The sequence below is a fragment of the Kitasatospora sp. NPDC059812 genome (genome assembly GCF_042732075.1).
Classification (GTDB): domain Bacteria; phylum Actinomycetota; class Actinomycetes; order Streptomycetales; family Streptomycetaceae; genus Kitasatospora.
Window position 1 is genome coordinate 209,420 of the sequence record NZ_JBHWIO010000001.1, and the last position, 12,670, is coordinate 222,089.

Consider the following 12,670-nt stretch of genomic DNA (forward strand, 5'->3'; position numbering starts at 1 on the left):
AGGGGGGCTGATATCACCCCCGGGGTGTTTTATCGAATCCCCCCCATAACACATTGGAATGGTGTGTCGCGCCCCCCCCCCCGTTAAGCCCGGGCCCCCCCGCTTCATTTTTCTCGCTTTTACCGCGCAGGCAGGGGGAGGACGTGGCGGAGGGCTTCGAGGGCGTCGGGGGAGCCGTCTGTGGTGAGGGTGGTGTGGGTGCCGCGGCCGTAGGTGAAGAGGACCAGGTCGCCCGGTTCGCCGGTGAGTTGGACGGTGGGGGAGCCGGCGGGGCCGACGGTGAGGGACTGGCCGTCGGGGCGGCGCAGGGTCAGGCGGACGGGGGAGCGGCGGCCGGCTTCCAGGCGGGCCAGCAGCGGCAGGCGGCGCCACAGGGCTTCGGCGCGGCCGGCGGGCACCGGGGAGGGCGTCCAGTCGTCGGCGGCCCGCAGGACGTCCTCGGCGTGCACGTAGTACTCGACGGTGTTCGCGGCCTCGTCGGCGCCGGGCAGGGCGAACAGGGAGAACACCGGCGGGCCGGAGCGGAAGAGCTTCAGCAGTTCCTCGTACGGGCGTTCGGCGTACGCCGACTGCACCCGGTGGGTCCAGTCGGCGAGGGCGCCGACCCGGATGCCGGCTGCCGCGTCGGCGCGGCGCTCCCGGATCACCAGGTGGGCGGCGAGGTCGCGGGTGGTCCACCCGGCGCAGAGGGTGGGGGCGTCCGGCCCGGCGGCGGCCAGGAGTGCGGCGAGGCGGTGGCGTTCGGCGAGGGCGTGGTTCGACATGGCGCCACGATAGAGGCTGTCAGTGCAGGTTGCCGGTGAGCTTGGGGCCGCCCTGCTTGTTGGAGGCCGTCAGGGTGCAGGTGTAGTCCCGCCAGCCCTGCTGGTAGTTGGCCTGGGCGGGGCCGAACTGGCGGCCGTAGTACGTCTTCCCGTCGTTCTGGCGGGCCTTGGCGGCGGCCTCTGCCTCCTTGCAGCCCTCGCGCATGGCGAGCGCGATCGGGATCTCGCCGGTCAGGCCGTCGGCCAGCTTCAGGTCGGCGATCACCTGGCCGTCGTGCTCGCCGGTGCAGGGGCGCTCCTCGGCCTTGGTGATCACCGGGCTGAGCTGCGGGTGGTCGAAGCAGGCGCCGACCGGGAAGAAGGCGTACGGCGGGGCCTTGGTCGGGGTGGGTGTCGGCGTGGGGGTGGGTGTCGGGGTCGGGGTGGCCGTGGGGGTGGGCGGGGGTGGCGAGGCGGCGGGCTTGCGCTCCTCCGGCCAGAGCAGGACGGTGGCCACCACCGCGAGCAGCACGGCCAGGACGGCCACGACGGCGAGGACCAGGCCCCGGGACGGGCGGGGGTCGGCGGCTGCGGGCGGCTGCTGCTCGGAGGTCATGGCCATGAGGATGGCCCACGCGGGGCCCGCCCGGCAGGCGGTTGGCCGAAATCGCCCCTTTACGGCGAGGTTCGGGGTGGGGCGGGATAGGCTCCCCGGCCGCACGGATCCAGCCCGGAGGTAGTGAGTGCACCGTGTAGGGCCCACCGCACAAGGCGCACGGCACAGGGCGCACGGCGCATCCGGGGCTGCGGGCCGGACTGCAACAATGGCCCCATGTCCACCACACCCGCCACCCCCGGCACCACCGCCCTGGCCCCCGAGATCGCCGCGCGCCTCAAGCGCACCGAGGACGGCCTGCTCCCGGCGATCGCGCAGCAGTACGACACCGGCGAGGTGCTGATGCTGGGCTGGATGGACGACGAGGCGCTGCACCGCACGCTCACCACCGGCCGCTGCACCTACTGGAGCCGCAGCCGCCGCGAGTACTGGGTGAAGGGCGACACCTCCGGCCACGCCCAGGCGGTCAAGTCGGTGGCGCTGGACTGCGACGGCGACACTCTGCTGGTGAAGGTCGACCAGACCGGTGCCGCCTGCCACACCGGCGACCGCACCTGCTTCGACGCCGACGTGCTCCCGCTCGCCTGACCTCTCCTCCTGCTCCTCCTACCGGATCTCCAGAAGGTGCCGCTCGCCATGGATCTCGAAGCCTTCCGCAAGCTCGCCGTCGACACCCGGGTCATCCCGGTCACCCGCAGGCTCCTCGCGGACGGTCTCACCCCGATCGGCCTGTACCGCAGCCTCGCCGAGGAGCGGCCCGGCACCTTCCTGCTGGAGTCCGCCGAGCAGGGCCGCAGCTGGTCGCGCTACTCCTTCGTCGGCGTCCGCAGCGCCGCCGTCCTCACCGTCGGGGAGGACGGCGAGGCCCGCTGGCTGGGCACCCCGCCGGTCGGCATCCCGACCGGCGGTGACCCCTTGCAGGTGCTGCGCGCCGCGCTGGAGGCGCTGCACACCCCGCGCCGGGACGACGACGGCCTGCCGCCGCTCACCGGCGGCCTGGTCGGCTACCTGGGCTACGACGTCGTCCGCCGGCTGGAGAAGCTGCCCGACCTCAACCCGGACGACCTGCGGCTGCCCGAGCTGACCATGATGCTCGCCACCGACCTCGCCGTGCTCGACCACGTCGACGGCACGGTGCTGCTGATCGCCAACGCCGTCAACCACAACGACCTGGCCAGCGGCGTGGACGAGGCCTACGCGGACGCGGTGGCCCGGCTGGACGCCATGGAGGCCGACCTGCTCAAGCCGGTCGACCCGGGCCTGGCCACCTTCACCCCGGCCGGGCCGGGCGAGGCCCGCTCCCCGTTCGGCGGCGCGCCGTACCGGGCGGCGGTGGAGGTGGTGAAGGAGCGGATCCGGGCCGGCGAGGCCTTCCAGGTCGTCCCCTCGCAGCGCTTCGAGGCGCCCTGCCCGGCCTCGGCGCTGGACGTCTACCGCGTGCTGCGCACCACCAACCCCAGCCCGTACATGTACCTGTTCCGCTTCCCGGGGCCGGACGGCACCGCCGAGGGCGGCTTCGACGTGGTCGGCTCCAGCCCGGAGGCGCTGGTCAAGGTGACCGGCGGCGAGGCGATGGTGCACCCGATCGCCGGGACGAGGCACCGCGGCGCCACTCCGCACGAGGACGCGGCGCTGGCCGCCGAACTGCTCGCCGACCCCAAGGAGCGGGCCGAGCACCTGATGCTGGTCGACCTGGGCCGCAACGACCTCGGCCGGGTCTGCGAGCCGGGCAGCGTGGAGGTGGTCGACTTCATGCACATCGAGCGTTACAGCCACGTGATGCACATCGTCTCCACCGTCACCGGCCGGGTGGCGCCCGGGCGGACCGCCTTCGACGTGCTGACCGCCTGCTTCCCGGCGGGCACCCTGTCCGGCGCGCCCAAGCCCCGTGCGATGCGGATCATCGAGGAGTTGGAGCCCACCCGCCGCGGCCTGTACGGCGGCTGCGTCGGCTACCTGGACTTCGCCGGGGACTCCGACACCGCGATCGCGATCCGCACCGCCGTGCTGCGCGACGGCACCGCCTTCGTGCAGGCCGGCGCGGGCGTGGTCGCGGACTCCGACCCGCACGGGGAGGACACCGAGTGCCGCAACAAGGCGGCCGCCGTGCTGCGGGCCGTCGCCACCGCCAATACGCTGCGGACGCCGGAACTGTCGTGAGTCGACAGTCGTGAGCTGTAAGCCGTGAGTCGTCGAGGGAGGCGGCCGGGATGTCCGAGGTGTCGCCCGACGAACTGCGGCGGGTGGTCGTGCTCGATGCGGCCGCCCAGATCGAGGACCAGCTGGGCGGGCACGGCCGGGTGCTGTCCGGCGCCGTGACCGACGTCCCGGCCGGGGTCCCCGACCTGATCCCCGACCTGACGGTGACCGCCCCGGGGACGGAGCCCGACGGCCGGGGCCGGTACGCCGGGAGCGACGTCGAGGCCGTCCTGGAGGTGGCCCGGCCGCACCTCGCCGAGGCGGCGCTGGCGTACGCGCGCAGCGGGATCCCGCTGTACGTGGTGGTCGACCCGGCGGCGGCGGCCTGCACCGTGCACACCGCGCCGTCCGCCGACGGCGGGTACCGGGAGGCGGAGCGGGTGCCGTTCGGCAACGACCTGTTCCTGCCGCTCGCCGGGCGGACGCTGGTGCTGCGGACGGACGAGTTCCCGGCCGGGCCGCCCACCCCGGGTGCGGGGCCGGACGCCGGGCGGGGGATAGTGGACGGGTGAGCGCACCTGACCAGACCCCCGTACCCGCCCCGCCGGCCCCCGCGTCGGGGCGCCGGACGCTCGGCGTGATGCTCCTGCTGACCGTGCTGAGCGCCGTGCTGGTGCTGACCGCCGTCGGCCGGGTCTGGGCCGAGGGCCGGGCCGGCACCCTGGCGGTGTCCGTCTCCGGCGGCGCGATCTCCGAACTCCCGGGCGGGCTGGCCCTGGTGGGGCTGGCGGCGGCCGTCGCGGTGTTCGCGGTGCGCGGCGCGGGCCGGCTCGCGGTCGGCGCGCTGACCCTCCTGGCGGGCCTCGGCGCGGCAGCCGCCTCGGCCGCGGGCGCCGGCGACACCGCCGCGCTGGACGCCGAGGCGGCCCGCAAGCTGGCGCTGTCCGGCTCGGCGGCCACCGAGGTCGGCCACACCGGCTGGCCCTGGGTGGCGCTGGCCGGCGGGCTGCTGCTGGCCGTCGCCGGGCTGCTCACCCTCCGCTACGGCCGGAGCTGGCCGGCCATGGGCAGCCGCTACGAGGCGCCCACCCGCAAGGCCCCGGCGAAGAGCGAGACCCCGGCCGACCTGTGGAAGGCGCTGGACCGGGGCGAGGACCCGACCACGGTCTGAGCGCGGGGCCTGGGCGCTGCTCCTGAGCGCTGGTCCTGAGCGCCGGGCCCGGGCTTCCGGCCTGAGCGGGCCCCAGTAGTAGGCCTCAGCAGCCCTCAACGGGCCCCGGCGGCGGTGTGACGCGATAGACCCGCCACCCGCTTTGGGCCGTCGGTGTGTGGCCCGGCACAATGGAACCCGTCAACCCGCCGGCGGCCCCGCAGGCCCGGCCGGGCCCCGAGAGGCTAGGAGCACCACTCAGATGGCAGCAGCAGCACACGGTCACACCACCGCCGCCTGGACCGGCGTGACCATCACGTTCATCGGTTTCGGGATCGCGGGGGTCGCGATGATCCTCCCGTCGGTGATGCTGGTCTGGGCCGGCATCGCGGTCATCCTGGCCGGCGGCGTGGTCGGCAAGGCCATGTCGATGGCGGGCATGGGCCAGCAGCCGAGCGCCAACGTGTACACCTCGCACGAGGAGCAGCGCGCGGCCCGGGCCGCCGTCGCCGCCTGACGACGGACTCCTCGCAGCAGTACGACTCGCAGGAGTACGACTCGTAGCAGTACCGAACGGCGGGCGCGCCACGCCCGCCGTTTCGTTCTGTCCGGGCCCGGCACGGGCAGAATCGGGGCGTGACCTCCGCCTCCACCACCTCCGCCCTGCCGCCCGTCCTGCGCCGGCTCGGTCCGCCGCTGGCCGCGCTGGCGGCGGTGGCCGTCCCCGCCGTCTACGTCGCCGCGGTGGACCCGAACACCCCCGGGCACTACCCCGACTGCCCCTTCCTGGCCGCCACCGGCTGGTGGTGCCCCGGTTGCGGGGGGCTGCGCTGCGTCCACGCGCTGGCCCACGGGGACTTCACCGGCGCGCTGCACGACAACGCCGCGGCCGTCCTGCTGTTCGGCGTCCTGGCGCTGCTGTGGCTGCGCTGGGCCTGGGCCGCGCTGACCGGCGCCGGGCCGCGGCCCAGGCCCCCGGTCGGGGCCCGGCGCTGGGTGCTGATCCTCCTGCTGCTGCTGGTGTTCACGGTGGTGCGCAACCTGCCCGTCGGGGCGGGGCTGGCGCCCCTGCTGGTTTGATCGCCCACGCCGGCGGGTAGCGAGCCGCGCAGGCTCGCGCACCGGTCCACACCGGGGCCCGTACATCGGTCCACTTGGTCCGCACCGCGCGTTCGGGCACCGCCGGGGAACCGGTGAAACCGCAGTTGGGGGCTGCTCAGGGGGGCGTCCGGCACGCGAGACGCACACCGGGCGGATGCGCCCCGCGCCCCCGGGTGCCGATACCATCGAAGTGCCGCCGGGCCACCGCCCGGACGGCTCGTCGCCGGCGAACGAACAGAAATGTTGGGGGCACTTCGCGTGAGCGAGCGAACCATTGACAGGTGCGTGTTGCGCGCAGCGCCTGCTGAGCGAAGCGAGGTGTGCGCATGAGTGTGCTCGACACGATCATCGAGGGGGTCCGCGAGGACCTCGCCGAACGGCAGGCCCGGGTCTCCCTGGACCAGCTGAAGGAACTCGCCGCCAAGGCCCCCGAGGCCAAGGACGGCGTCGCCGCGCTCAAGGGCGACGGGGTCCGGGTGATCTGCGAGGTGAAGCGCTCCAGCCCCTCCAAGGGCGCCCTGGCCGCGATCGCCGACCCGGCCGCCCTGGCGAGCGACTACGCGGCCGGCGGCGCCGCCGCGATCAGCGTGCTCACCGAGCAGCGCCGCTTCGGCGGCTCGCTGGCCGATCTGGACGCCGTCCGCGCGGCGGTGGACACCCCGCTGCTGCGCAAGGACTTCATCGTCACCGCCTACCAGCTGTGGGAGGCCCGCGCGCACGGCGCCGACCTCGCGCTGCTGATCGTCGCCGCCCTGGACCAGTCGGCCCTGGTGTCGCTGATCGAGCGGGCCGAGTCGATCGGCCTCACCCCGCTGGTCGAGGTGCACGACGAGGAGGAGATCAAGCGCGCGGTGGACGCCGGGGCGCGGATCATCGGCGTCAACGCCCGCAACCTCAAGACCCTTGAGGTGGACCGCAACACCTTCGGCAACGTCGTCCACGCCATCCCGGACAGCGTCGTCAAGATCGCCGAGTCCGGCGTGCGCGGCCCGCTGGACGTGATCTCCTACGCCAACCTGGGCGCCGACGCCGTCCTGGTCGGCGAGTCCCTGGTGACCGGCAAGGACCCGCGCGCCGCGGTCGCCGACCTGGTCGCGGCCGGCGCCCACCCCGCCGTCCGGCACAAGGACTGACCCGCCGACATGAAGATCGCCACCCGCCTCGCCCCCGGTTGCCGCCCGCGCGGCTGCCGCGCGCCCGCACGCCGGGTGCTGGGGCGGCGGGTGCGCTACGTGATCGGCTGCGAGCCCGGGCAGGTGCCGGGCCGCCGATGGCGACGGACATCCGGCTGAGCCCAGCCACGAGACGTCCCTGTCGTCATCTCCCAAAGGACTCCACCATGTCCGACAAGTCCGCGAAGGACTACCTGCCCGGCGCCCAGGTGCCGGACGCCCGAGGCTACTTCGGTGCCTACGGCGGCCGCTTCATCCCCGAGGCGCTGGTCGCCGCGGTCGAGCAGGTCGCCGAGGAGTACGAGAAGGCCAAGGCCGACCCGGCCTTCGCCGCCGAACTCGACGGCCTGCTCAAGGACTACACCGGCCGCCCGAGCCCGCTGACCGACGTGCACCGCTTCTCCGCCGAGGCGGGCGGCGCGCGCGTCCTGCTCAAGCGCGAGGACCTGAACCACACCGGCTCGCACAAGATCAACAACGTGCTGGGCCAGGCCCTGCTCACCCGGCGGATGGGCAAGACCCGGATCATCGCCGAGACCGGCGCCGGCCAGCACGGCGTGGCCACCGCCACCGCCTGCGCCCTGTTCGGCTTCGACTGCACCATCTACATGGGCGAGGTCGACACCCAGCGCCAGGCGCTGAACGTCGCCCGGATGCGGATGCTCGGCGCCGAGGTGGTGTCCGTCACCTCCGGCAGCCGCACCCTCAAGGACGCCATCAACGAGGCGTTCCGCGACTGGGTCGCCAACGTGGACTCCACCCACTACCTGTTCGGCACCGTGGCCGGCCCGCACCCCTTCCCGATGATGGTCCGCGACTTCCACCGGGTCATCGGCATCGAGGCCCGCCAGCAGGTGCTCGACCGCACCGGGCGGCTGCCCGACGCCGTCGTCGCCTGCGTCGGCGGCGGCTCCAACGCGATGGGCATCTTCCACGAGTTCATCCCCGACGCCGGCGTGCGCCTGATCGGCTGCGAGGCCGCCGGCGAGGGCGCCGACACCCCCAAGCACGCCGCCACCCTCACCAAGGGCGACCCCGGCGTGCTGCACGGCTCGCGCACCTACGTCCTCCAGGACGAGGACGGCCAGACCATCGAGTCGCACTCCATCTCCGCCGGCCTCGACTACCCGGGCGTCGGCCCGGAGCACGCCTGGCTGAAGGACACCGGACGGGCCGAGTACCGCCCCGTCACCGACGACGCCGCCATGCAGGCGCTGCGGCTGCTGTCCCGCACCGAGGGCATCATCCCGGCCATCGAGAGCGCCCACGCGCTGGCCGGCGCCCTGGAGCTGGGCCGCGAGCTCGGGCCCGAGGCCACCATCCTGGTCTCGCTCTCCGGGCGCGGCGACAAGGACATGCACACCGCGGCCGAGTACTTCGGCCTGTACGACGAGCCGGCCGGCGGTTCGGCCCACGACGCGGCCCACGGGGGTAAGTGACCATGGCATCGAAGCTCAGTGGCATCCTGGCGGCCGCCAAGGCCGAGGACCGCGCCGCGCTGATCGGCTACCTGCCGGGCGGCTTCCCGACCGTCGACGGCGGCATCCGGGCGATCAACGCGCTGATCGAGGGCGGCTGCGACATCGTCGAGGTCGGCCTGCCGCACTCCGACCCGGTGCTGGACGGCGCCGTCATCCAGACCGCCGACGACATCGCGCTGCGCGGCGGCGTGCGGATCAAGGACGTGCTGCGCACCGTCCAGGAGGTCGCCACCGCGCACCCCGAGGCGGCGGTGCTGGTGATGACGTACTGGAACCCGGTCGACCGCTACGGCACCGCGCGCTTCGCCGCCGACCTCGCCGCCGCGGGCGGCGCCGGCTGCATCCTGCCGGACCTGCCGGTGGAGGAGTCCGAGGAGTGGCGCAAGGCGGCGGACGAGCACGGGCTCGACACCGTGTTCGTGGTCGCCCCCAGCAGCAAGGACCCGCGCCTGGCCGAGGTCACCGCGGCCGGCAGCGGCTTCGTCTACGCGGCCGCCGTGATGGGCGTGACCGGGACCCGCGCCCAGGTCGGCTCGCTCGCCGAGGACCTGGTCGCCCGCACCCGGGCCACCACCGACCTGCCGGTCTGCGTCGGCCTCGGCGTCTCCACCCCCGCGCAGGCCGCGGAGGTGGCGGGCTTCGCCGACGGCGTGATCGTGGGCTCCGCGTTCGTGAAGCGGATCCTGGAGGCCGGTGACGACGAGGAGGCCGCGCTGGACGCGGTGCGCGCCCTGGCCGGCGAGCTGGCGGCGGGCGTCCGCCGGCGCTGACCCCCGTACCACTGACGGCCCGTCGCCCTTCGTGGGCGGCGGGCCGTCGCGCTTGCGTGCGCCCGGCTCGCCGGGCGGCGGCGCTCGCGCGGCCCCGAACGGGTGAACAGCGACGGGCACACGCATCAGGCGGGGTTGACCGGCGTTGAGTGGAGGGACGAGTGCACGAACGAGGTGCACGGGGGTTGCCGAGCGAGCGAAGGAGTGAGCCGGTGCCGGGTCTCCATCGGGCCGTTCTGCTGCGGGCGGCCGCCGCCGCGCTGGCGCTCGGCGCCGCCGTCGGCGCGCACACCGAGGTGGGGCAGGCGCTGGCCAGGCGCGGTGCCGAGCGGGCCGTGCGGGACGCGTACGCCTGCGCCGAGGCGGCCCGCTGGAACGCCGCCGAACGGGCCGCCCACCCGCACCACGAGGGCCGCGCCGACCTGTTCGACCCCGGCCGTCCGCCCGGCTGCCGCTCCTGAGGGCCGCGCCGACCTGATCGACCACGGCCGTCCGCGCGGCCGCCCGCCCGGCCGTCCGCCCTTGAACGGACGTTCGCCGGATTCGGACACACCATCACCAGACGTCACCCATCCGGCTTAATTCCTGAATATGGAGGAACCGCCCTTCATCCCTTACGGTTCATCAGGAAGTGAACGAGTTTCCCGAGGGGGGTTCCCTGATGGCCGGCCCGGCAGCGCAGCCCGGTGACCCGGCGCCCGCGCCGCCCGCCCGGCGGCCGGTGCCGGCCTGGAGTCCGTGGCTGGGCACCGTCGTCCGGCTCGGCCTCGCGGTGGTCTGGGGCTGGGCCGGCCTGGCCAAGATCGCCGACCCGGCGGAGGCCGCCCAGGCCGTCCGCGCCTACGAGATCCTGCCCGAGGGCCTGGTCAAGCCGGTCGGCTACGCCCTGCCCTTCCTGGAGCTGGCGCTCGCCCTGCTGCTGGTGATCGGCCTCGGCGTCCGGATCGTCGCCGGCGTCTCCGCACTGCTGCTGCTCACCTTCATCGCCGGGATCGCCGCCGCCTGGGCGCGCGGCATCTCGATCGACTGCGGCTGCTTCGGCGGCGGCGGGCACGTCGACGCCTCGCAGACCGAGTACCTCCAGGAGATCCTGCGCGACACCGGGTTCCTCCTGCTGGCCGGGTGGCTGCTGTGGCGGCCCCGCACCAGGCTCTCGGCGGACGGCTGGCTGGCGAGCTGACCGGCCGGCCCCCGCCGCACCCCCACCCCACCCCACGAAGGCCCTCCCCGATTGTGGATGTCAAGGCAATGAGCGAGAAGAACCGAGAAGGCAAGCGCACCGCCCGCGAGCGGATGCTGGAGCAGCGGGCGGCCGACGAGGCCACGTCCAAGCGCAGGAAGAAGCTGTTGGTGGGCGGCGCGGTGCTCGTGGTGATCGCCGCCGCCGTGGTCACCGGCGTCGTGGTGCAGAACCAGCGCTCCAAGCCGGAGACCCCGGTCGCCGCCCCCGCCGGGACGATCGGCGACAAGAACCTGGTCATCCCGGCCGGCTCGGCCAACGCCCCGGCCGTCCTCACCGTCTACGAGGACCCGCGCTGCCCGGCCTGCGGGATCTTCGAGCGCGAGTTCTCCTCGACCGTCGACCAGTTGGAAGACGCCGGCAAGATCTACACCAACTACCACATCGTGTCGTTCATCGACCGGGCCGTCCCGGGCAAGGGCTCCAAGGCCGGCGCCAACGCGCTGGCCTGCGCCCAGGACGCCGGGCACTTCCGGGACTTCCACGACGTGCTGTACCGCAACCAGCCGGACGAGACCAGCGACGCCTTCGGCGACAAGGCCGTCCTGATCAACCTCGCCAAGCAGGTCAACGGCCTCGACACGCCCGCTTTCGAGGCCTGCGTCAACGACAACAAGTACGGCGGATGGGTGTCGTCCGTGCAGCAGGACTTCGACAAGTCCAGCTACAAGTCCACCCCGACCGTGCTGCTCAACGGCCAGCCGGTCTACCCCAAGAACGGCGCCGAGGAGATCACCCCGGCGAACCTGGTGAAGTGGGTCGACGCCGCCAACCAGGGCAAGCAGCTGGGCACCGCGGGCTCCAACGGGCAGACCCCGGCGCCCACCAGCACCGCCTCGGAGGCCAACAACCCGTCGCCGACCGCGGGCTGAGCCCCGCCCACCGCCGGGTGACCGCCGCCGCCTCCTCCCCGTCCGGAGGGGGCGGCGGCGCCGTTCCCGGTGCCCGTTGTTCGGTATCTGTGACCCCGGGGGTGCCCAGCAGGGGCCGCAGACCCTGTAGCGTCGGAACCGCCATGGATATCGCCTACATTCCCAGCCCGTCGCGGGGCGTCCTGCACCTCGGACCGGTCCCGCTGCGCGCCTACGCCTTCTGCATCATCCTCGGTGTCGTCGTAGCCGTCTGGCTCGGCAGCAAGCGCTGGGTCGCCCGGGGCGGTGCCAAGCACACGGTCGGCGACATCGCCGTCTGGGCCGTGCCCTTCGGCCTGGTCGGCGGCCGGCTGTACCACGTGATCACCGACCACCAGCTGTACTTCGGGGTCGGCAAGAACCCCTGGAACGCCTTCAAGATCTGGGAGGGCGGCCTCGGCATCTGGGGCGCCGTCGCGCTCGGCGCGGTCGGGGCCTGGATCGGCTGCCGCCGCCGGGGCGTGCCGCTGCCCGCGTACGCGGACGCCATCGCGCCGGGCATCGCGCTCGCGCAGGCGATGGGCCGCTGGGGCAACTACTTCAACCAGGAGCTGTACGGCCGGCCGACCACGCTGCCGTGGGGCCTGGAGATCGACAAGAAGCTGCCGGGCGGCGAGGTCGTCAAGGGCGTCTACCACCCGACCTTCCTGTACGAGTCGATCTGGTGCGTCGGGGTCGCGCTGCTGGTCATCTGGGCCGACCGCCGCTTCAAGCTGGGGCACGGCCGGGCCTTCGCGCTGTACGTGGCCGCGTACACGGTGGGCCGGTTCTGGACCGAGTGGCTGCGGATCGACGAGGCGCACGTCTACTTCGGCCTGCGGCTGAACGACTGGACGTCGATCGTGGTGTTCATCGGCGCCGTGGTCTACCTGGTGGTCGTCGGCAAGAAGCGGCCCGGTCGGGAGGACCCGGCGAGCATCGACCCGCTGGCCGACGAGGAGGGCGAGGCGCAGGGCCCGTCCGACAAGGCGGCGGCGTCCGAGAAGTCCGGCAAGGCTGCGGGGTCCGAGAAGTCCGGCAAGGCCGAGAAGGCGGGCAAGGCCTCCTCGGCGGAGAAGGCCGCCGGGAAGCCCGCGCCGTCCGAGAAGGTCGCCGGGGCCGGTGAGACCGCCGAACTGTCCCAGTCCGCGGACGAAAAGGCGGACGCGGAGGCAGCGCCCGAAGCCGTCGAGAGCGCCGACAAGAATGCCAAGAACCTGACCTGACCTGGGAGTTCCCCCCGCTTCGGGGGGGCGCCGCCGGGGGCGGCCGGGCCGGGGACGCCGCCCGCGACCGCCTGCCGGGCGGCCGTATTGGCGGCCTCGGCGCCGCCGTCGGCCGGGTTGTCCGGGCTGTTCGGGTTGCCCT

The 12,670-nt window shown here is 74.0% G+C and carries 16 protein-coding genes; 14 read left to right on the forward strand and 2 right to left on the reverse strand.

The window, feature by feature from the left end:
• Positions 1–119 precede the first annotated feature (119 nt).
• Positions 120–764 (reverse strand): TIGR03085 family metal-binding protein, encoded by a 645-nt coding sequence (locus ACFV6D_RS00980; protein WP_380334086.1) that lies wholly within the window; start codon positions 762–764, stop codon positions 120–122.
• 19 nt (positions 765–783) lie between these two features.
• Positions 784–1,359 (reverse strand): hypothetical protein, encoded by a 576-nt coding sequence (locus tag ACFV6D_RS00985; RefSeq protein ID WP_380557417.1) that lies wholly within the window; start codon positions 1,357–1,359, stop codon positions 784–786.
• A gap of 216 nt (positions 1,360–1,575) precedes the next feature.
• Between ACFV6D_RS00985 and hisI the strand changes: the two genes are divergently transcribed.
• The 14 genes from hisI (at position 1,576) to lgt (ending at position 12,528) form a co-directional block, all read left to right on the forward strand.
• Complete coding sequence (gene hisI, locus ACFV6D_RS00990; RefSeq protein WP_063347172.1) at positions 1,576–1,947, forward strand: phosphoribosyl-AMP cyclohydrolase; 372 nt, start codon at positions 1,576–1,578, stop codon at positions 1,945–1,947.
• 48 nt (positions 1,948–1,995) lie between these two features.
• Complete coding sequence (locus ACFV6D_RS00995) at positions 1,996–3,519, forward strand: anthranilate synthase component I (RefSeq protein ID WP_063351042.1); 1,524 nt, start codon at positions 1,996–1,998, stop codon at positions 3,517–3,519.
• 50 nt (positions 3,520–3,569) lie between these two features.
• Entirely contained in the window at positions 3,570–4,070 is a 501-nt protein-coding gene (locus ACFV6D_RS01000; protein ID WP_380557420.1) for a Uma2 family endonuclease, read from the forward strand.
• Positions 4,067–4,669, forward strand: coding sequence for a TIGR02234 family membrane protein (locus ACFV6D_RS01005; protein WP_380376397.1), 603 nt, complete (start codon positions 4,067–4,069; stop codon positions 4,667–4,669). Before ACFV6D_RS01000 ends, ACFV6D_RS01005 begins: the two co-directional genes overlap by 4 nt.
• Before the next feature lie 241 nt (positions 4,670–4,910).
• Positions 4,911–5,165, forward strand: a complete 255-nt coding sequence (locus ACFV6D_RS01010) for an HGxxPAAW family protein (RefSeq protein WP_380334098.1) — start codon at positions 4,911–4,913, stop codon at positions 5,163–5,165.
• Positions 5,166–5,284: 119 nt separating this feature from the next.
• The gene (locus ACFV6D_RS01015) at positions 5,285–5,728 is read left to right on the forward strand and encodes a DUF2752 domain-containing protein (protein ID WP_063347168.1); all 444 of its coding nucleotides are present in this window, start codon (positions 5,285–5,287) and stop codon (positions 5,726–5,728) included.
• Between the two features lie 347 nt (positions 5,729–6,075).
• Positions 6,076–6,882 (forward strand): indole-3-glycerol phosphate synthase TrpC, encoded by an 807-nt coding sequence (gene trpC / locus ACFV6D_RS01020; RefSeq protein WP_063347167.1) that lies wholly within the window; start codon positions 6,076–6,078, stop codon positions 6,880–6,882.
• Between the two features lie 9 nt (positions 6,883–6,891).
• Positions 6,892–7,041 (forward strand): tryptophan biosynthesis modulator TrpM, encoded by a 150-nt coding sequence (gene trpM / locus ACFV6D_RS01025; protein ID WP_167745855.1) that lies wholly within the window; start codon positions 6,892–6,894, stop codon positions 7,039–7,041.
• 47 nt (positions 7,042–7,088) lie between these two features.
• Positions 7,089–8,360, forward strand: a complete 1,272-nt coding sequence (gene trpB / locus ACFV6D_RS01030; protein ID WP_063347166.1) for a tryptophan synthase subunit beta — start codon at positions 7,089–7,091, stop codon at positions 8,358–8,360.
• 2 nt (positions 8,361–8,362) lie between these two features.
• Positions 8,363–9,172 carry a tryptophan synthase subunit alpha gene (gene trpA, locus ACFV6D_RS01035; protein ID WP_380557423.1) on the forward strand — a complete coding sequence of 270 codons (810 nt, stop codon included), beginning with the start codon at positions 8,363–8,365 and terminating at the stop codon, positions 9,170–9,172.
• Between the two features lie 212 nt (positions 9,173–9,384).
• Positions 9,385–9,633 carry a hypothetical protein gene (locus tag ACFV6D_RS01040; RefSeq protein WP_380428827.1) on the forward strand — a complete coding sequence of 83 codons (249 nt, stop codon included), beginning with the start codon at positions 9,385–9,387 and terminating at the stop codon, positions 9,631–9,633.
• A 200-nt stretch (positions 9,634–9,833) separates the two neighbouring features.
• A complete protein-coding gene (locus ACFV6D_RS01045) occupies positions 9,834–10,352 on the forward strand; it encodes a MauE/DoxX family redox-associated membrane protein (protein ID WP_079135521.1) in 519 nt (172 codons plus the stop codon).
• Between the two features lie 68 nt (positions 10,353–10,420).
• A complete protein-coding gene (locus tag ACFV6D_RS01050; RefSeq protein ID WP_063347163.1) occupies positions 10,421–11,284 on the forward strand; it encodes a thioredoxin domain-containing protein in 864 nt (287 codons plus the stop codon).
• A 143-nt stretch (positions 11,285–11,427) separates the two neighbouring features.
• Entirely contained in the window at positions 11,428–12,528 is a 1,101-nt protein-coding gene (lgt, locus tag ACFV6D_RS01055) for a prolipoprotein diacylglyceryl transferase (RefSeq protein WP_380557426.1), read from the forward strand.
• Positions 12,529–12,670: the final 142 nt, after the last annotated feature.